This window comes from Corynebacterium endometrii (assembly GCF_004795735.1).
Taxonomy (GTDB): Bacteria; Actinomycetota; Actinomycetes; order Mycobacteriales; family Mycobacteriaceae; genus Corynebacterium; species Corynebacterium endometrii.
The window spans coordinates 1,801,940-1,820,566 of record NZ_CP039247.1 but is presented as its reverse complement, the minus strand read 5'-3'; the positions used below and the strand labels follow the sequence as shown (position 1 = coordinate 1,820,566).

19 protein-coding genes and 5 pseudogenes are annotated in these 18,627 nt (G+C 56.0%); 18 read left to right on the top strand and 6 right to left on the bottom strand.

The genetic code is table 11. The features are described 5' to 3' along the window. Positions 1 to 28: 28 nt before the first annotated feature. Positions 29 to 907 (bottom strand): SDR family oxidoreductase, encoded by an 879-nt coding sequence (locus CENDO_RS08190; RefSeq protein WP_136141592.1) that lies wholly within the window; start codon positions 905 to 907, stop codon positions 29 to 31. A gap of 92 nt (positions 908 to 999) precedes the next feature. Further along, a complete protein-coding gene (locus CENDO_RS08185) occupies positions 1,000 to 1,092 on the bottom strand; it encodes a hypothetical protein (protein ID WP_246014462.1) in 93 nt (30 codons plus the stop codon). A 39-nt stretch (positions 1,093 to 1,131) separates the two neighbouring features. Between CENDO_RS08185 and CENDO_RS11390 the strand changes: the two are divergent. The 5 genes and pseudogenes from CENDO_RS11390 to CENDO_RS11315 form a co-directional block, all read left to right on the top strand. Beyond that, a pseudogene (locus CENDO_RS11390) lies at positions 1,132 to 1,377 on the top strand (replication initiation protein); the annotation flags it as partial. Between the two features lie 68 nt (positions 1,378 to 1,445). Continuing rightward, positions 1,446 to 1,919, top strand: a pseudogene (locus tag CENDO_RS08175) (LGFP repeat-containing protein); the annotation flags it as partial. A gap of 314 nt (positions 1,920 to 2,233) precedes the next feature. Further along, positions 2,234 to 3,454 (top strand): IS30 family transposase, encoded by a 1,221-nt coding sequence (locus tag CENDO_RS08170; protein ID WP_246014461.1) that lies wholly within the window; start codon positions 2,234 to 2,236, stop codon positions 3,452 to 3,454. Positions 3,455 to 3,648: 194 nt separating this feature from the next. Next, a complete protein-coding gene (locus CENDO_RS08165) occupies positions 3,649 to 3,912 on the top strand; it encodes a hypothetical protein (RefSeq protein ID WP_136141591.1) in 264 nt (87 codons plus the stop codon). Beyond that, on the top strand, positions 3,912 to 4,412 hold the full coding sequence (locus CENDO_RS11315; protein WP_246014238.1) for a hypothetical protein: 501 nt from the start codon (positions 3,912 to 3,914) through the stop codon (positions 4,410 to 4,412). The genes CENDO_RS08165 and CENDO_RS11315 overlap by 1 nt, the downstream gene beginning before the upstream one ends. Positions 4,413 to 4,542: 130 nt before the next feature. On the opposite strand, the gene CENDO_RS11185 is transcribed toward CENDO_RS11315, so the two are convergent. Further along, positions 4,543 to 4,773 carry a hypothetical protein gene (locus CENDO_RS11185; protein WP_168707191.1) on the bottom strand — a complete coding sequence of 77 codons (231 nt, stop codon included), beginning with the start codon at positions 4,771 to 4,773 and terminating at the stop codon, positions 4,543 to 4,545. Between the two features lie 28 nt (positions 4,774 to 4,801). Between CENDO_RS11185 and CENDO_RS08150 the strand changes: the two are divergent. Next, positions 4,802 to 4,969 (top strand): annotated as a pseudogene (locus tag CENDO_RS08150) (transposase); the annotation flags it as partial. 74 nt (positions 4,970 to 5,043) lie between these two features. On the opposite strand, the gene CENDO_RS08145 reads toward CENDO_RS08150, so the two are convergent. Continuing rightward, complete coding sequence (locus tag CENDO_RS08145; protein ID WP_136141589.1) at positions 5,044 to 6,015, bottom strand: Abi family protein; 972 nt, start codon at positions 6,013 to 6,015, stop codon at positions 5,044 to 5,046. A 711-nt stretch (positions 6,016 to 6,726) separates the two neighbouring features. Between CENDO_RS08145 and CENDO_RS08140 the strand changes: the two are divergent. From CENDO_RS08140 to CENDO_RS11375, 6 genes and pseudogenes are all read left to right on the top strand, one after another. Further along, positions 6,727 to 7,954: pseudogene (locus CENDO_RS08140) on the top strand (IS3 family transposase). Positions 7,955 to 7,986: 32 nt separating this feature from the next. After that, entirely contained in the window at positions 7,987 to 8,421 is a 435-nt protein-coding gene (locus CENDO_RS08135; protein ID WP_136141588.1) for a hypothetical protein, read from the top strand. Between the two features lie 240 nt (positions 8,422 to 8,661). Continuing rightward, a complete protein-coding gene (locus tag CENDO_RS08130; RefSeq protein WP_136141587.1) occupies positions 8,662 to 9,582 on the top strand; it encodes a hypothetical protein in 921 nt (306 codons plus the stop codon). A 129-nt stretch (positions 9,583 to 9,711) separates the two neighbouring features. Beyond that, positions 9,712 to 10,099 (top strand): annotated as a pseudogene (locus CENDO_RS11475) (transposase). 3 nt (positions 10,100 to 10,102) lie between these two features. Continuing rightward, positions 10,103 to 10,510 (top strand): IS3 family transposase, encoded by a 408-nt coding sequence (locus CENDO_RS11380; RefSeq protein ID WP_342773403.1) that lies wholly within the window; start codon positions 10,103 to 10,105, stop codon positions 10,508 to 10,510. Between the two features lie 39 nt (positions 10,511 to 10,549). Further along, positions 10,550 to 10,939: a DDE-type integrase/transposase/recombinase gene (locus CENDO_RS11375; RefSeq protein ID WP_342773402.1), complete on the top strand. Its 390-nt coding sequence runs from the start codon at positions 10,550 to 10,552 to the stop codon at positions 10,937 to 10,939. Positions 10,940 to 11,748: 809 nt separating this feature from the next. Here CENDO_RS11375 and CENDO_RS08120 read toward each other — a convergent pair. Both CENDO_RS08120 and CENDO_RS08115 read right to left on the bottom strand, forming a co-directional pair. Then, complete coding sequence (locus CENDO_RS08120) at positions 11,749 to 12,183, bottom strand: hypothetical protein (protein ID WP_136141586.1); 435 nt, start codon at positions 12,181 to 12,183, stop codon at positions 11,749 to 11,751. Between the two features lie 142 nt (positions 12,184 to 12,325). Beyond that, positions 12,326 to 12,946 (bottom strand): ATP-binding protein, encoded by a 621-nt coding sequence (locus CENDO_RS08115; RefSeq protein WP_281276165.1) that lies wholly within the window; start codon positions 12,944 to 12,946, stop codon positions 12,326 to 12,328. 133 nt (positions 12,947 to 13,079) lie between these two features. Here CENDO_RS08115 and CENDO_RS08110 point away from each other — a divergent pair, with 133 nt between their 5' ends. From CENDO_RS08110 to CENDO_RS08090, 6 genes are all read left to right on the top strand, one after another. Beyond that, positions 13,080 to 13,499: a hypothetical protein gene (locus CENDO_RS08110; protein ID WP_136141584.1), complete on the top strand. Its 420-nt coding sequence runs from the start codon at positions 13,080 to 13,082 to the stop codon at positions 13,497 to 13,499. A gap of 68 nt (positions 13,500 to 13,567) precedes the next feature. Beyond that, positions 13,568 to 14,680 (top strand): TRIC cation channel family protein, encoded by a 1,113-nt coding sequence (locus tag CENDO_RS08105; protein ID WP_136141583.1) that lies wholly within the window; start codon positions 13,568 to 13,570, stop codon positions 14,678 to 14,680. Positions 14,681 to 14,753: 73 nt separating this feature from the next. Beyond that, positions 14,754 to 14,915, top strand: coding sequence for a TRIC cation channel family protein (locus tag CENDO_RS11455; protein WP_425456165.1), 162 nt, complete (start codon positions 14,754 to 14,756; stop codon positions 14,913 to 14,915). A 121-nt stretch (positions 14,916 to 15,036) separates the two neighbouring features. Beyond that, complete coding sequence (locus tag CENDO_RS08100; RefSeq protein WP_136141582.1) at positions 15,037 to 16,224, top strand: MFS transporter; 1,188 nt, start codon at positions 15,037 to 15,039, stop codon at positions 16,222 to 16,224. A 163-nt stretch (positions 16,225 to 16,387) separates the two neighbouring features. Beyond that, complete coding sequence (locus tag CENDO_RS08095; RefSeq protein ID WP_136141581.1) at positions 16,388 to 17,125, top strand: DUF4230 domain-containing protein; 738 nt, start codon at positions 16,388 to 16,390, stop codon at positions 17,123 to 17,125. Positions 17,126 to 17,287: 162 nt separating this feature from the next. Continuing rightward, positions 17,288 to 18,613, top strand: coding sequence for a glycosyltransferase family protein (locus CENDO_RS08090; protein WP_210726527.1), 1,326 nt, complete (start codon positions 17,288 to 17,290; stop codon positions 18,611 to 18,613). Positions 18,614 to 18,627: the final 14 nt, after the last annotated feature.

Here is an 18,627-nt window from a genome sequence, read left to right as displayed (position 1 = left end):
GCTGCGGGGCGCGGTTAGCCGGTGGGTCTTACGGGGTGGGGGTGCCGCCGGTGACGCCGAGGGTCTCGCCGGAGACGTAAGAGGCCTCATCGGAGGCGAGGAAGACGTAGGCGCCCGCCAGCTCCACAGGATGGCCGGCACGGCCCAACGGGGCATGCTGGCCAAAGCCCTCCACCTTTTCCTGGGGCTGGCCATGGGACGGCTGGAGCGCGGTCCAGAACGGGCCCGGGGCCACTGAATTGACGCGGATGCCCTTGGGCGTGAGCTCCGCGGCCAGCCCCTTGGAGAAGTTATTCATGCCTGCCTTGGTCAAAGCGTAGGCCTGGAGCTCCTCACCCGGGTCATAGGCCTGGACGGAGGAGGTAAAGATGATGGACGCACCCGGCTGGAGGTACTTCATCGCGTGCTTGGTGACCTTGTAATTGCCGAACAAGTTCACCTGGATGGTGTCCAGGAAGTCCTGGTCATCGATGTTTTCGATGCCATCCGCCCAAACCTGCTTGGAGGCGTTGTTGACCAGGATGTCCAGGCCGCCGAGGGCCTCGAAGGCCTTGTCCACGAGCTCCTCGCAGTACTCGGCGTCCTTGAGGTCACCGGGGAAGGCAAAGGCCTTCTGGCCGGCCTCTTCGATGGCGGCGATGATGCGGTCAGCGTCGGGCTGCTCCTCGGGCAGGTAGGCGATGGCCACGTCAGCGCCCTCACGGGCGTAGGCGATTGCCACCGCCGCGCCGATGCCGGAATCGCCGCCGGTGATCAGGGCCTTGCGGCCCTTGAGGCGGCCGTGGCCTTCATAGGTGTCAAAGCCCAGGTCCGCCTGCGGCTCCAGGTTGATATCCAGGCCCGGTTCGGGCTGGGTCTGGCGCGGAGGATCGAGCTTCGGGTGGGACGTGCGTGGATCATTCAGCATGGTTGGAACCTCATGTTTCTTCAACGAAAATAGATGAACCGCCCAGCGTAGCGATCTTTGCCGATTCGTGCCGGGGAGTACCGTGCCCGCCCTTAGGAAGACTCGACCGGGCGGGAAGGTTCCATGACCCATTCCGTCATTGATCCGTCATAGACACGCACGTCATCGCGGCCCAGGCGGGCCAGATGGAAAGCGCCGAAGGCCGCGGCTTTGCCGCCGCCGCAGTAGGTGAGCTTTTAGATCACGACCCGCATTTTTCTCACCGCTTTAGCCGCAACCCGTTCCATACAGGTAAAGCTCCTACGGCTTATCGTTGGTACAGGTAGCACAATAGGGTGATGCGTCTTGGAGACTTGGTAAAGCAGGTAAGGGACATGGCAGGACACGATCAGTTCAACCCCGCCCCGCGCCAGCAATTTTCCTCTGGCCGGGAACTTATCAACGCGGTGAAGTCTCGCCGTGAGCAAGTCTAAGCATTTAAAGCTCTTGCCCAGGACGTAGACGCGGAAATCGCCGAGGGACTCGACCAGTCAGCGATGAGCTAACCACCCCTGACGGTGTCGGACGCTACAACGTCTTCGAACACGGAATGATCTACTGGACGCCGCAGCACGGAGCACATCCGGTTATGGATCCGGTGCTTCTTGATTGGTCTGCAGCAGGATATGAGAAAAGCTCTTACGGATTCCCCACAGGAGATCCGAAAGAAGAAGAGGATTTTGTTTCTCAGAACTTTGAGGGAGGAACACTAAAGTCTATTAAACGAGAGGGTCTACCAGGGGGTTCTCTAATGGGCGTTACTCCTTATTTGGAGTTTCCTAGTCCTGCTCTAGCAGCAGAGTTTTTTGACCGTGTCGAAGCTGGATTGGAAGAGCTCCCCTTGGAAGATGCGATAAGCCTTCAAGGGCGGATTCTAGGGATCGTCGAAACACCTGACCTTGATTGGTGGTGTTTGTGGTGTCGAGTCGTTGGGATCCTTCGCCGGAGGTGGTGGAGCAGCTGTGCGTCTTAGTCCACGGTGGCCGCAGCGTGTGTAGTGCCGCGACGGAATTGGGCCTTAGCCTGAATGTTGCTTATCGTTTAGCCCGCGAACTTCAGCTGTCTATTCGCAGTAAGAAGACTCTTTCCAGGCCAGATGCTCAACGCATTGAACAGCTGTGGAAGCAGGGTGTGAAGCCAATGCAGATTGCGTCCCGGCTCAATCTGACCCCGAGCGTGGTCTACCGCATTGGTATTGAGCGTGGCCTGTGGCACCGCAATCGGCATGGTCGTCGCGCAAACGCCACGTCACGTCGCTGTGAGTATTTGACGCTGCGGGTTAGCGCAATGGGCCGAAAGGACGCCGCAGAAGCCGTCGGGATCAATCCGCGCGACGCCCTCGATATCGACAAGGCAGTTATTAAGCTCAATCCTGTAGGACGCGTGCCGTTTGTCCCCGACGGACCCGATGTCGCGCTCTATAAAAGACTTATGCAGGTCTTGCCCTATGTTGACGGCCGCCTAGCAGTACCCGTCGAAGTCATCCCACAGCACGCAATAGACAAGCGCATCAGTTCACGGTATTTGTCCGTCGAGGAGCGCGAACTCATCGCCGATTTGCACCGTCAAGGCCTTGGTGTGCGTGCTATTGCCCGACGATTGGGACGCTCTGCTGGAACGATAAGCAAGGAAATGGCACGCAATCGCGACGAGTTTGGGCTGTATCTACCGCATGCAGCTCACAGGAAATCGGTGCTGCGCAGGTTTCGGCCAAAGCCACGCAAACTCGACACGAACGCGGCACTGCATGAGGTGGTGTGGTCGTTGCTGAAACAGCGGTATTCGCCGGTGCAGATTTCGAATCGGTTGCGTCTGGACTTCCCTGACGATGACACTATGAGGGTGTGTCCTGAAACTATCTACATGTCGTTGTTCTTCCAAGCTAAAGGGGAGCTGAAGAAAGAAATTGCTGCGTGCCTGCGTCAAGGCCGCGCCGTGCGCAAGCCTGGCAATCAGCGCATTCCACGTCAACGGTTTAGCGATCCCATGGTGATGATTTCTCAGCGGCCTGCAACGGTCGACGATCGCGCAGTCCCTGGACATTGGGAAGGCGACCTCATCTTGGGCAAAGCAAACAAGTCAGCAATCGGCACCCTTGTAGAACGCAGCACCAGGTACGTGATGTTGCTTCACCTGCCCAACGGCCACGGTGCTGTGGAAGTACGCAACGCGCTCGTTGATGCTATCGAGCAGTTGCCGACGCATTTGCGTGGTTCGTTAACGTGGGATCAGGGAAGTGAAATGGCTGGTCATAAGTCCTTCACCATTGCCACAGATTGCCCGGTGTACTTCTGTGACCCTGCATCACCATGGCAGCGAGGAAGCAACGAAAACACCAACGGGCTGCTGCGCCAGTATTTCCCCAAAGGCACTGACCTATCGGTCCATACCAAAGAAGACCTCGAGTTCGTAGCCATGCAACTCAACGACAGACCACGCGCAACCCTAGGATTCGCCAAACCAGCCGAAAAGATGGCTGAACTGCTAGGCTGTGCCAACGAAAACTAGAACCGTGTTTCCACGACCACTAGAATCCGCCAAGCAGCGGGAAAGCGCTATGGCCCTTGTGAGCTGTCATTGGATAATCCGCACCCTCGGAAAAGTTCAGATTTTGAAGCCGTGGGGTTCAAGCCACATACGAAGTGCACAGAAGAGGTACTGAGCGTGACCCACGTTAATACATTGCGCTATAAGTACTATGCATGGTGGAAAAAGCACCTGATTTAAGGGGCGGCACAGATAATAAACCGTATTATAAATTCGATAAAAAAGAGAATCTTCCACATAGGTACACCTCGCGTGAAGTGGAACAAGATTGCGTTGGAGACGTCGAAACCTCATTTATTGGGGTAACTGAAGGAACAATTGTTACCTCAACGGGAACTTATTATGCGAGGGCTTATAGTAATCCGGCTCGCGCTAAATGTAAGATTCCTGGCAACCTTCAAAAGATAGGACTCGGTTAGTGCATATATCTAATATTTATCTCGCCTACGTCAAACGCTTCCTTCTAGACTCGCATGGTAGTGCAATCCAGGGTAGTGCAATCCAGGTTTTTGCAGGTGCCAGTTTTGATGAGCAAGAGGTCCTCAGATGGATTGCTGAAGGGAAAAAAGTAGACCATGATATCTGGTACGAGGAAATTCCGATAGAGAATGCTTCCCATTCTCTCAGTTCGCCTAGTGAGGTATTAGTTTATTTTGATGGGTGTTCTTTTAACGAAGGGTGGGACCATGATTTTCAGTGGACAGATCCAGTAGGCCGTAGAGCCCTTATCCCCGAAAAATTTAATGGAGTTGTACGCCCCCAACCTGAAACAGAAGGGGTGCTACGGGAAGACGGATATGTAGGTGATGATTACTATCTGTGGAGAGTTCCTTGCCCATGGAAAAGCCGCTACCTTTTAGCTCCGTTCCAGGAAAAGAGTAATGAGTACATTGACTACGGACGTCCGTTTACGGTTTGAGCGTAATTAAATCGTAAAATCATGATGTAAGAGAAGTGACCTTAACTGGATTGAACTGCTCCCCATTAGTTGGACTGAGAAATCAGTATCCATCTAGTGGGGAGTACTTTCATTGAGAGCACGAAGTTCGTTAACCGAAGCCCAGTGTGAACAGTTGGTTGCTTTGTTTGAGGAAGGGTATGGTTACGTAGCCGCAGCTCATCGCCTCGGTGTGGGGCGTGGCGCTACCCGGAAACTGCAGGAACGGGATGAACTTATCCCACCCGTCGTAGAAGACCTTGGCCTGTTGCGAGCGTGGAAAATGAAGCGGTGTGGTGACGATCGTGAAGCGCGTGGGTGACGATTGTGAAGCGGTTGTCACCCACGCGCTTAGTTATTGCTGATGAAGCGTCCTGGCGTATTTCGACAAAGGAATATCCAACGGGCCGTTAGAAGCTATCAACGGACGCTGAGAACACCTGCGCGGAATCGCCCTCGGATTCCGCAACCTCACCCACTACATCCTGCGCTGCCTGATCCACTCCGGCCAACTCGCAGACAAGATCAATGCACTCTAAAACCGGAAGAGCCGATAATGAGTAGCCGTGGCCGTTGTTTTGCCTCTGAGCTGGGATGACGGCCACACTTTAGTCTAGTGGAGAGTCCAGACAGGTAGGTTCCTCCAGTCATCGGGAAATCCCATCTCATCGATTTGCCGCAATGCCAGTGGGTGGTACTCTTCCTCGATCAACTTACGAACCTTATTCACCCAGGTCGAGCCAGGAGAGACGCTTCGTAGCATGAATGCGATGATGGTGAGAGCCCCGAAGAGTCGTTCGCTTTGCCCTTTAGGTAGACAAGACAACTCTTGGATCGTGCGGAAAGCGTTTGTGGATGTTGGGGTGAAGTAACGGTTCCAGAGTCGACCGTGGTGCGCACAAGTGTTCCGTAGCACGGTGAGTTGTTCGCACCAACGAGCGAGGGGATCTTGGTTGTAGTAGCTCTTCTTCTGTCGAGAATTCAGCTGATCAGGGTCGATATGAAAACCGAAACTGTGTGAGATGCTTCGCTGATCCTCAAGTAGGAGGCCGTCAAAGAGAATCGAAATGTCGGAGAAATCAAGAACATCAGCAAGAACCCAGAATGGGTAGTCGTCGTAGTTGGCAGCGTAGTGGGCAACAGCTTGACTGCGCTTGCGCGCTCGGTCCACCCGCTTTTCTGCAGTTTCTAGCCAATCTTGATGCTGGAAGTTCTCACGGAAATAGCTGCGATCCTTGTAGGACAAGGCACCTTTCGTGATGAGTAATTCGCCGATCCTCGCGCGAAGCGCAACCTCAATGCGATCAATCCCATCGTGGATAAGTGTGCGCATTTTGCGGTCGAACTCGTAGAGCGACACTACTTCCTCAAACGTTGTGCCTGGCACGAAGTTATCAGCGCGTTGTGGTTCTTTGGGATCTTCAGGCTCCGGAAGCATTCGGTAGGAGTACCAGTACCCGGACAATCGGTAGTAGGAAACGCTAGACAGCCACTGCCGTGCTAGCGGTTCGTTGACCTCCATCCCGCGGGTGCGCAGGAGTGCAATCTGCTCATCAACCGTGGTGGGATTCTTGATCTTCTTCATGGGGACTGTTTCCTAGATAGAAATCCAGCCCGTCTCCAACCTAGTGGTCGAAGCGGGCTGAACGATTACTTTCACAGTACCACGCCCCCCGCGAGAAATCCAGCCCTTGAGGGCGAGTCCACCTCGTGCCAACTTTGTGCGCCATCGCTGCATAGACACGGATGATGCCCAGTGCCCGACTTGGTTGAGGACCGGCCCTGAACTGCGACGTAGCGCAGCGGAACCGGTCGTGGTGATACTCACCTTACCAAGAATGCAGAAGCTCAACGAAAGTATGCGAGCAAGCAATGACCCCGGCCATTTGTGCCTGCTCGGAAAGGGCAGAGGCCTAGCCGGGGTTCTACTGCCAGCGGAATTCGCCAGCATGCACCGCAAGTATGGGACTGTTGAGGGTTTGGTTGACAGTTTTCCTTCTGGTTTTAGGCCGCTATTGGTAGGGCTGGTTTCATGATTGTTTCGTATTCGATGGGTGTGAATTTGAAGCGGCCTAAGAATTAGGTCCAGTCGGTTTAAGGCTTGGGCCCGACCCCCGGAAAGTGGACACTTCGGGGGTTAGCTATGCTGCTTTGGTCAGTGTAGCTGAAGTCTCGGCTTCAAACACATCAGGGGCTACAAGATTGCACCAGGAGTGTCGCCGGCGTGTGTTGTAGCGCATGCACCACTGAAGCGTCCTGGGTTTAGTTCCTACCTCAGCTAAGGAAGGATTGAACTATGCCTAGAAAGTATTCCGTTGAGTTCAAGGAGAAGGCGGTCCATCAGATCATGGAAATGGTCCGCCTGGAGTCGTGCTCACTGCAACGCGCCTACACGTCAGGTCGGTGAGCTGCTTGGGGTATCTCACCATACGTTGCGGGCGTGGTACCGTGACAGCGCTTCAGTACGTGATGACTCCGACGCTTCAGGCGACGAGACAATGGAAGAAGAGCTCAAGCGTCTGCGCCGCGAAAACCGTGAGCTGAAACGAGCAAACGGGATTTTAAAGACAGCTTCGGCTTTTTTCGCGGCGGAACTCGACCGACCTACGACCCAATGATCTCCTACATCGACGCGTATAAGGATCAGTTTGGGGCCCGTGGCCATCTGCCGAGTCCTTAAACAAGCAGATCGTGGATTCATTACTTCAGGCGGCTACCGCAAAGCCACCACACGTGTTCCCAGCGCAAGGGCCTTAAGCGATAGCCTGCTCATCCCAGAGATACAGCGTGTGTGTGCGGAGAATTTCTCGGTCTACGGCATCCGCACAATGTGGTACGCGATGAACCGTGAAGGCTTTCTTATCGGCCGTGACAAGACAGCCCGGTTAATGAAACTCGCTGGCGTTTCTGGCCGCAGACGTGGGCGAACCCCTGTGACAACGATTAACTCAAAGGCACCGGATCATCGCCCGGACCTTGTGCAGCGAGACTTTCGTGCACAAGCGCCAGGCAGGCTTTGGGTTGCCGACATTACCTACGTTCGCACCCTGTCAGGATTCGCTTATACCGCGTTTGTCGTGGATGTCTTCAGCCGAAAAACTGTTGGTGTCGCTACACGCTCGACGATGCGCACCGACGCGCTGCCGATGGAGGCTTTGGAGCATGCGTTAACGACTGCAGGGCGAATCCATGGAAACCAGCTAATTCACCTTAGCGATCGGGGCAGCCAATACGTGTCACTGAAGTATTCCACCGCGCTGGCGGAATCCGGAATCCGCCCGAGTGTGGGCACGGTAGGAGATTCTTATGACAACGCTCTCGCCGAGACGGTCAACGGTCTCTACAAGGCGGAACTGATTCATGCCCAGGGCCCGTGGACGTCGGTCGGAGAAGTTGAATTGGCGACCTTGCGGTGGGTGCATTGGTGGAACACCAAACGGCTTCATGAAGCTTTGGACTACGCCACCCCGCAGGAAGTAGAAATCGAGTACTATCTCGCCGAGCCCATCAACACAGTGCCGTAAAAGAAGCGGAACTAAACCCAGGACGCTTCACTATGGCTACTACTTATACTTATAACCATGGACATAATGGCATTTTCGTCAAGGAAGGTGCTACTGCGGAAGAAATTGAGACGGTAGAGGCTGTTAATCCTGAAAAAGGCGTTCAGAGGCTCTTGGGGAGTACCCGAGAAGGCGTATGCGCTCCGCGACTCTTGCGCGTTGATACTGATGATGACACTCGATCAGCTGCCGTAGCCTTTGCCGAAAAACAGGCTCGGGAAGGAAAAGGCTACAATAAAAAGTTTTTCGCAACTCGTATTGGGCCGCTAGAGCAAGATACGTACAATTGCTCACAACTGATATGGGCTGCGTATAAGAAAGCTTCTGGTGGTGGTCTTGATATCGGTGAAGAATTCCCCTATGAGCCTTATCAGCCAGCTGTTATGCCTTTTGACATCCTGAAGTCTCACAATACCTACGAATACTAATTAGGAAGCATAATGCTCATAACACTACTTCGAAAACTCGTAGCGGTTTGTGCTCTAGGCGTCTGTGCACTTGTCGTTTCTTCGTGTGCGCAAGAGCGTTCACAGACATCGAAGTCTTTTGCTACCTGGGAATGGGGCGGGATCGCTAGAGCTGTCTCTGCGACTCCTTCCGCAAGCAATCACAATCATGTTTTTGGAACGAGCACTGACGAGGTAGGCTCTCTCGCTGAACTTGCATCGGTGTATAACCCTTCGATGGAAAGACTTGGTGAAGGGTATGTGGCTCCAGATAAGGATCAATTGGTTGTCTTCGATTCAGATTTTCGCAAGCAATCCGAGAAACCAATCGAAGGTTTAGGCCTACCAACCCAAACAACTTCTGCTGGTTCTGTGGACAATAAAACAGCAGTATTTGTTTTTAATGAAAGCACGAGTGATAGTCCGTATGCGAGCCGCATAGTGCTTGCCACTAAGGACACTACAAGCGCGGTATCTCGCGATAGGAGACCAGTCGCGTTAAGGGCTTGTACTGATGAAACAGCTGTCTGGTTAGAACGTGATGAAGATGATGGAACCGGATTAACACTTGTGCGTATGGGAACCGACGGGTTGTTGTCTGAATCTCGCCTTGATACACCTGCCAGAACAGTCGCATCCGAATACTTCTCCACTCTTGGGTGTGGGAAAGAAAAATCATATATTTCATTGCCTGACGATATTGGCGGTGCGGATGTTGTCTCGGTTGGTAGCCCGAATGAAAAACCAACTTTGAAGCATGAAGGAAAGATCGAAGGGCTGCCGATACCAAGCTTAAATAGGTCCTCTCACTACGAAGAAGGAAGTGTGTCGTACTTTACACGTCGAGGAACGATCGTGGCAGTTGATCTCGAGCATCAGGAAGTTAAAGAAACTGAACCTCTAATCGGCGCAGATCGCCGACCTGTATCTGCAACGATCGACGGCGGAAATGTACATATCGTGACTCAGCCGATTGACGGTGCTGAGGAGCTTCGCGTACATTCTTTTTCATTCAAAGACCCAGTTGCGGATAAGGATGGCACGCAGATCGCGAAGCTTAGCCAGCTTATGCAAGATAGTACTGTACGTGGCGCATACACAATTCCGATGTCTATTTACCCTTTCGATAAACGGACGGAATAACGTCTAGAAGACCTTTATTTTTCGGCTCTTTACCTCGCGTCGAAATCGCAAGTCCATTGCCTGGCTGATGTGACTAGCCGACGTTTCTGGCAAAGGTGAACTCGTCATCAGGTCAACACACTGGTGGCCATGGGGTTGCCCGCAAATCGTGGACATGAAGTGTCCCAGGTTTTGTTCCGTTTGAGTAGATGGGAAAATCTGGATTATGCCAAGAAAATTTGACCAGGATGCGAAGGACCGTGTGGTTCGTCTTGTGGAGGACCGCATCTTGTCGGAAAATATGTCGATGCAAGCCGCTTGCCAGGCAGTAGCTCCAAAGCTTGGGGTTTCGTGGCACACTGCTCGTCAATGGGTTAACACTTCACGTCGTGAAGGTCGTGTTATTGAACCTATGCCAGAAGATTTGGTTGCTGAAAATGCACGGCTGAGGCGAGAGAATCAACAGCTACGCGACACCAATGAGTTACTGAAAGCTGCATCGGCTTTTTTCGCGTCAGAACTCGACCCGAAACGTTAAGAAATGATCCGGTTCATCGATGAACACCGGGATCGTTTCACCATCGAGTTCATCTGCACGACGTTAAGAAGTAATCGTGAAGGTGGCTTCATCACTTCGCGTGGCTATCGCCAATCAAAGGCCCGTGGCATGAGTGCACGTCGACTACGTGACACTGTGCTGATAGAACGCATCAGAGAGGTTCACTCCACCAATTACGGTGTCTATGGTGTTCGTAAGATGTGGCACACACTTCGACGAGAAGGCATCGATATTGGCCGTGAACAAACAGCTCGGCTAATGCGACTAGCTGGACTTTCCGGCAAAGGAAAAGGAAAATCTCCGATCACCACCGGCAAACCCAACAGTCCGGATCTAAGGCCAGACTTGGTATGTCGTGATTTCAAGGCGAGCGCACCGTGCAGGTTGTAGGTGGCAGACATTACGTATGTACGCACCCAGAAAGGGTTCGTGTACACCGCGTTTGTTACTGACGTATTCTCCAGGCGCATCGTTGGGTGGGCATTGTCGGATTCCATGCGCACCGAAGCCTTGCCGTTGCAGGCATTGAATCAAGCGATTGTATGCGCGAAGGAAACCACCGGGCTGATTCACCATTCTGATCATGGTTCACAGTACGTCAGTATCGTCTACAACGAGAAGCTTGCTGAGTATGGAATTGCTGCTTCTACTGGAACCGTTGGTGATTGCTATGACAATGCTTTGGCGGAGAATGTCAATGGCTCGTACAAGAATGAGCTGATTCACACTCGAAAGTGGTCTGATGTTGTTGAAGTGGAACTCGCGACGTTTGAATGGGTGAATTGGTGGAATGAGACCAGGCTCCCATCAAGGACTTGAGTACCGCACACCGAGAGAGGTTGAGTCAGAGTTTTGGAAGAACAACCCAGCCCAAGAAATAATAAAAATTAAGGCAGATGCCTAGGAACAAAACCTAGGGCACTTCACTCACGCTATTACAGGCGATGTACTACTGCAGTGGGTGTATTCAGGCGCTATTGATGGAGATGTCGGTTACCCTACCGGTGACCCTGGAGAGGAACATGAGGGTTGGAAAGAACAAAAATTTGAAAACGGCAGCATTCGTGGTTCCCAACTGGAAAAATTTTTCCCAGAGTACCTCCCCGGGGCAGGGCTCGAGCAAGATACACCTACCCTACAAGGCAGCGGACCTGCTGGAGGCAATGACTACACCGATGACGTAGTGCTGTCCACTCGGGACAGGTGCGGGACCCCTGTGGTACTACGACGCGGTTGGTACACCCCGGAAGCTAAAAGGGGAGAAGGGGGTCCTTGGGGCTATGACAAGATCAGGCATAAGCACGGAATTTGGAACCTATATACGATAAACAAGTACTTTAAAGGGCTCTGCGAGGCGAGGATGGAAGGTACCGACCGTATCTATGAAACTCCTATCTATGAAGCTTTCCGTACAAACGACGGGAAGAAGATTGGAACTGGCAGGTCATTCGAGCTCCGTGCAGTAGTAGAAACTACCATTTTCGTCCCTGGGGCTTCCGTGCCTCGAGGAGTGAAAACAATGTTCCCATTACATGACTCTAACGATGACAGCGACGTAGTCCCTCAATGGTTTAACCTGGAAAAAGGTCTAGACTAAAAAATAAATCCGGTAAGACATAAGAAAAAGGTTAGCCGTGACCCGTTAGCGGAATGTAAAACTCTGTGTCCACGGTTCTGTCTGCTTTCATCCTTCTCAATTCCATAAAATGCTGAGGAACGTTGTTGCTGACTTCCCCAAGCCACTCGATTTTATCTCCTGATCCATAGTCCAAGTCCCCGACAAGTGGGTCTCCAGCAAGCCTATCCGCCCAACCTTTTACAGCAGTATCTTCCTCCGAAGAGACGCCCCCAGTACTCGGTATTGGGGGCAATTCCATACCAACATACGCAAGTCCTCGCGTAACTCTCATTACTGAAAATACGCAGTAGACGAATTGAGGCGTTCTCCAAGCCGCTCTAACCTCGACAGCCCCTGGGGAAATCAGGTTTTCTTGAGCGAAATATCTCTTCAAAAGAGAATTCATATAGCCCCCGAAAGCTGATACGCTCCACTCAGTATTCATATTTGACACTCCACATTTCAATGCGCCAAAATTTTGTGTTGCACCATTTCATTGTAGTTTACATGTTCCGGACGTGGAACATGAAGCGGTGTGGTGTCGATCGTGAAGCGGTCATCACCCACGCGCTTTAGCTTTCAGAATGTTAGGACACTGTTGGTTTCAGTCTCATATTGGGGCCATCGATGTTGACGATTTCAGCGCCACCGATAAGACGATTCAGGAGTGATTCTGCGACGACTCGGTCTGGCATGGAGTCGTACCACTCGTCCGGCTCGAACTGGGACGTGACCATGGTCGAGCCTCGTCCTTCACGCGCCGCCAAGAGATTAAATAACTCGATGGATGTTTCACCGCTAATCGGCGTGGTCAGGAAATCATCCAATACCAGCAGATCACAGCTAACGATCTGGTTGGTGAACTGCAACCTGGCAGGATCCCCATGTTCCAGTACTGCTAGCTGGTTGGCTAGGTCTGCGGTGCGGTAGAACTTAGCGGTGTAATCCTTCTTGCAGGCCTCATGCAGTAGCGCACACGCTAAATATGTTTTGCCGACAGAGGATTTACCAAGGATAACGACGTTGGTGGCATGGTCGATCCATTGACAACGAGCCAGCCGGCTAGTTAACTCTCGTTTAAGGTTGCGATCTGGTGTGTGACGAATTTCAGCAGCACAAGCATCCGGCAGGGGTGTCATCGATGCCTTGAACAGTTTTGCAAATCGTCGCTCTGCTCTGGCAGCAACCTCTTTTTCTATGGCGAAGATGATCTTATCTGAGAAACGAGGGTGTCAATCCGTTTGTGTACGGGGCCTGAATTACAAGTAAGGCTCAAACCGTTCAGGGGTAGGTCACGGCCAGTACTATATACGCGTTGGGTCAGCGGTTAGGCTGATGGGCATGATTACTGCGGAGTTATTTGTTCGGGACGCGGCGAGTTTCGATGACTCGGCGTTCGAGGACGCCGTACTGGTCCGTGAACACGGGATCGACCGGCTGCGGGTGACCTGCCCGGAAGAGCAGCTGGTGGAGCGGGTCGTGGCCGTCGTGGACGAGCTGGGCATTGAGGTCCTGCGCGTGGCGCCGGGCGTGGTCTCCGTGCCTGAGCTGGCCGAGCTCACCGGGGCGGAACGCGAGGAGGTACGGAAATGGACCCGGCGCGCGGGGTTTCCGCCGGTATTTGGCAACCTGCGCGGGCACAAGATTTGGCTGCTCGAAGAACTGGTCGGGTGGTTTGAGCGCGAGGGGATTGAGCTCAGCGCGTATCCACCGAGCCGGGAGCAGCGTTTGGCCCTGGAGGCGGCGCTGGCCGAGGTCTAAACGCGGCGCCTGCGCAGCTCGCGTGGTGGGGTTGGGGCGGGGCACGAAGTGGCGATAGGCTGGGGCGCATGAACGTTGCCGAGATGGACCCGTTGATTGAGTCTCTTTACCGCTGGTCAGACGTCAGCGGCGTACTGCTGATGGGGATCATCGGCGGCACCATTGCGCGCCAGCGCGGATATGACATTGTTGGTTTCTTTTTCATCGCCATGTTCTCCGCGCTCGGCGGCGGCATGATCCGCGATGTGCTGATTAATCGCGGCACGGTAGCGGCCATGAGCGAGCCGGAGTACCTATTGTTGGCATTCGCCGGCGCGCTGATCGCCAGGTTTGTCTATTTCAAGGGCAAGACGTGGGACCATTTTCAAACCCACGGTGACGCGATTGTCTCAGGGCTGTGGGCGGCAACGGGCACGGTGAAGGCGCTGACGTATGGCCTGCCCATCATCCCGTGCGTGATGATGGGCGTGTTCACGGCGACGGGTGGATCCATGATCCGCGACATCGTGACCCAGCGCGTTCCGGCCGTATTCGGCGGCAACCAGCCGGCGGTGATTCCTGCCGTGGCGTGTGCCGTGATCGTGCTTATCGCGGACGAATTCAACATGCTGGCCTCGGGCATGCTGTTGGGGCCAGTGGTCTCCATCGTGCTGACGCTGCTGGGGTATTGGGCCGGGTGGCGCGTGGCCGCGCGCCCCGACTGGGCCCCAGTCAATGATACGGCCGCACAGGTTGCAGTCTTAGCGAAGAAGGCGGAGCGGAAGGGAAGGGCCGTGGGGCGCAGGGTGGAGCCTAAAAAGCTGCGCTCCTGGCGCCACAAGCAGATGGAAAAGGCCCTGCAGCGCCGCATCGAGGCGGAGGTCCGCGCCGGCAAGCGCCGCGCCGAGGCCGTGGCTGACGCCGGAGAGTTCCTGGAGGAGTTCAACGCGGAGGTCGAGGCGATGGCGGCGGAAACCGTGGTGGTGCCGGCGACCGACAATGAGGACGCTGGGCTGCTGGATGGCATTGGCGTTGACTTAAGCGGCGATTCCTACTCCGGCTACACGGATGGGCAGGAGATCGAGGAGGTCAGTGGAGAAGAACACCGCAAGATGCTGGACGTGATCTTGGCCGATGAAAAGCTCACGGATGAGCTGGTGGAGCGGCTGATGAAGCGTTACGAGGAGAAGAACTCCGGGTAGATTCCTTTAGGCCCGTATGCGGGTGGCACTGGAAATGGCTAGCGTGCGGTGAATATTTAACGCGGATCCCCAGTTGCTGGCCCTCTATGGGGCCTGCGAATTCAGCGGAATTTTTCCTATGGGTGTCATGGGCGGGCTCATCGCCCTAGAGCGGGAATATGACTTGTTTGGTTTCATACTCATAGCGCTGGTCTCCGCGCCGGGCGGTGTCCCCTCTGGAGGGTTCCGTGCGTGAGGCCGCGCGTGTCGGGAGGCTGCGGCATCACGCCTTGGAGAAGGCCCAGCGCGAGGTTGAGGGCGAACAACAGTAAATTATTAGGGGATAGATAATTGCCAAGCTGTGGGAGGACGGCCGCATGGGCGCGTTGATGGCAGTCATTTACCTGGCTTTCGTCTCGCTGGGATTGCCTGACGCCGTGATGGGGGCCGCGTGGCCCGCCATGCACGCGGATCTGGGCGCGGATGAGGCCGGGGCGGGTGTGCTGTCCGTCATCGTGGTGGCCGCGACCATAGTGGTCTCATTCGCCTCCGGACGGCTGCTCAGGATGTGGGGCACGTACCGCGTGTGCGTGGTCTCCGTGGCGCTGACCGCGCTGAGCCTGGTGGGTTTTGCACTAGCGCCGGGGTTTGGCTGGCTGGCGGCCCTGTCTGTGCCCCTGGGGCTGGGGGCTGGCGCCATTGACGCGGCGCTGAACTCCTATGCGGCGCTGTATTTCAGCGCCCGCGCCATGAATCTGCTCCACGCCTCGTGGGGCGTGGGGGCCTCCACCGGCCCGCTGGTAGTGGCCGCCGCGCTGGGGCTATGGGGGAATTGGCGGCCGGCCTACGTCCTGCTGGCGCTTTTCCAGTGTGCCATCTGCTTGTTACTGGTTATCACCCGCCGGCTGTGGGACGTTACGCCGGTGCGTTCGGACGCGGACGCCGGTGCGGACCCGGGCGCTGGTGCGGGCGCGGGCCCGGAGGTGCCCTGGCACAAGCTGCCCGGTATCTGGGCCGGGCTTGTGGGTTTCCTGTGCTACTGCGCCCTGGAGGCCTCCACCGGGCTGTGGGCGGCAACGTTCCTGGTGGCGCATCACGGAGCGAGCCCTGAGGCCGCCGCGGCTGGCGCCTCCGCTTTCTACTGTGGCGTGACTGGCGGACGCTTCGTCGCGGCGTTTCTCACCCCGCGTCTAACAAACCCGCAGCTGCTCATCGGCGGCGCGGTGGTGCTGGTGGCGGGGGCGGCCATCGCCGTGTTTTGGGGCGCGCCCGCCGGCGCCGTGGTGGGCTTTGGCGTGGTGGGCCTGGGCTGCGCGCCAATTTACCCGGCGACCATCAAGGAAACCCCGCGGCGATACGGGGCGCGCAACACGGAGCGGCTCATGGGCCTGCAGATGGGTTTTGCCTACACCGGCATGCTGCTAGTCCCGCCCGTCGTTGGAGTGTTGATAACTCGGGTGGAGCCGGTCCTCATGCCGGTTGCGGTGTTTGCCCTGGCAGGCGTGTTCGTGCTGAGCGTGCTGCGGCTTGAGCGGATTGTGCGAGCCCGTCCGCTCAACGTCTAGCCGCCCGGCGGGGTGGACAAGCGGGGAGAGCTAGGCGTTGGGCAGGGGCGAAGGTCTCGAAATGGTCAAGATTGGGCGGTGCAGGGATGAACCGGGGGATAACTGGGGTTGTATTAGACGGTTGACGTAGAAGAATGCAGTTATTGAAAGTTGGGTGAAAACCATGGCCACAGCAGCAGATGGGCACGCACGCGCCGGCGAGGGCGCGGCCGGCGGGCGTAAGCGCGGCGGCAGCACGGGGGTCGCGGCTAGCGGCAGCACCGTGGTGATTGAAAAGACCAAACGCCCGGTGGGCTATGGTTGCGCGGCGGTGCTCATCGGCCTGTTCGTCGGCGGCCTGGCGATCTTTGGGCTGGCCAAGCAGGGGTTGATTGGCCAAGATAAGCTCAGCGTGGATTCCACCACCGTGGAGGCCAGCTTCGAGGACATCGCGGAGCTGGCCACGGAGGAATACCACTTCACCAACGTGGGTCGGTATGAAAAGGAAGGCCTTGAGCTATCCGGGCTGTCTATCCCCTTCACCGGTAAGCACTTCCTGCTGACCTACGAGGGAGAGGTCAAGGCTGGAATCAAGGACTTTAGCCAGGTCACCGCGGAGATAAATGATGCGGAACGTAGGGTAATAGTGACCCTGCCGAAGGCGGAGGTGCTCTCCTCGGCCATCGATCACAACTCCGTGGTGGTCTACGACCAGTCCATGACGCCGTTTAATCAAATCAGGGCGGAAGACGTTTCCCAGTTCTTCGCCTCGGAGACGGACAACGGTGAGAAGAAGGCGCTCGAGGCCGGCCTTTTAGACAAGGCCACCGAGTCCGCCCGTCGCCTGATGAAGAATCACACCGAGGCCATGCTGGACAACACCGAGCAGGCGGATTACGAGGTCCAGGTTGTGTCCAAATAACCCGGACAAATCGGCCTGACTTTCATTTGATTAGAAAAGAAGGTGAAGAAAACTTCATAAAGCCAGTAACTAAAATGAGGAAGCTTTCACATTGAGAGTTTCCTCTTTTTTCTGCTTTAACCTCGCATTAAACACGTAGTTAGCAAGGTTTACAGCGCCCGGATGGGCGGCTGGGATTCACACGAGATTAAACAGGAAACGGGGTACGTCACCATGGGCGTAGACGCAGTGATGGACAACGCGACTAAGAAAACCTCCGGCGCGGGGGACAATGGCCGCGAGCGCACCATCCGCGTGGTGCTCTACAGCCATGACTCCCAGGGCATTGGCCACGTGCGCCGCAACCTTGCCCTGGCCCGCACGCTGGCGCAGCTCCTGCCGCGCCTCACCGGCAAGAAGGTCTCCGGACTGATGATTTCCGGGCTGGCCGCCGCCAACGTATTCCCGCTGCCGGACGGCTTTGATTGGTTCTTCATCCCATCCATCGCCAAGGGAGACGGCGGCTATGAGCCGCGAAACCTTCACACGGACTGGAACACGCTGCGCTCCGTGCGCACCCAGGCCATCCAGGGCGCCCTGGCGGGGTTTATGCCGGACCTTATCATCGTGGACCGCCACCTGTACGGCGTGGATAAAGAGTTGCGCAAACCGCTGAAGAAGCTGCGCAAGAAGAACCCCCACCTGCGCGTGGTGCTGGGAATGCGCGAGGTGCTGGACTCCCCAGAGATAGCCGCGCGGGAATGGGAGAGCCTGGGTTCCGCGCGTGAGCTAGGCACCATGATCGATGAGATTTGGCTCTATGGCGATCAACTCGTCCACGACCCCGTGGCCACCGGGGAGGTGCCGGCCTACCTGGCGGACAAGGTGCGCTACACCGGCTACCTGTCCAAGGGGCGCGCCGAAATTGACTCGCACGCGGAACTACCGTGGTGTGGCCCGTTTATCCTGACCAGCGCCGGGGGCGGGTCCGATGGCTACGCGCTGCTTTCCGCGGCCGCCGCCATGCCCACCCCGCGCGGCTGCCAACACGTGATAATCGCGGGCCCCCAAATGAGTGAAAACAGCTTCGCCGCGCTGGAGGTTGCCGCCCAGTCCGCGGGACGCGACGTCCACCTCTACCGCATGTGGCCGGGACTAGCGAAGGTCGTGCAGGAGGCCGCGGCAGTGATCTCCATGGGCGGGTATAACACCACCTCGGAAATCCTGGCCACGGACACCCCGGCCCTGATCGTTCCGCGCGAATACCCGCGCAAGGAACAGCTCATCAGGGCCCGCGCGCTCGAGGCGCACGGCGCGGTGGACGTGGTGCGCTTGCAGGACGTGAACGCGGAAACCTTGGGCGAATGGGCCGCCGACCGGGTGGGCACCGCCGTAGACCGCGCGGACATCGAACGCGACGGACTTACCCGCATGGCCCGCCTGGCGGCGGACCTCCTGTGCGCCGCGGACGTGGAATCCGAAGCGATGGCGCTAGCGGGCGTCAAGTAGAAGCGGGAGAGGCG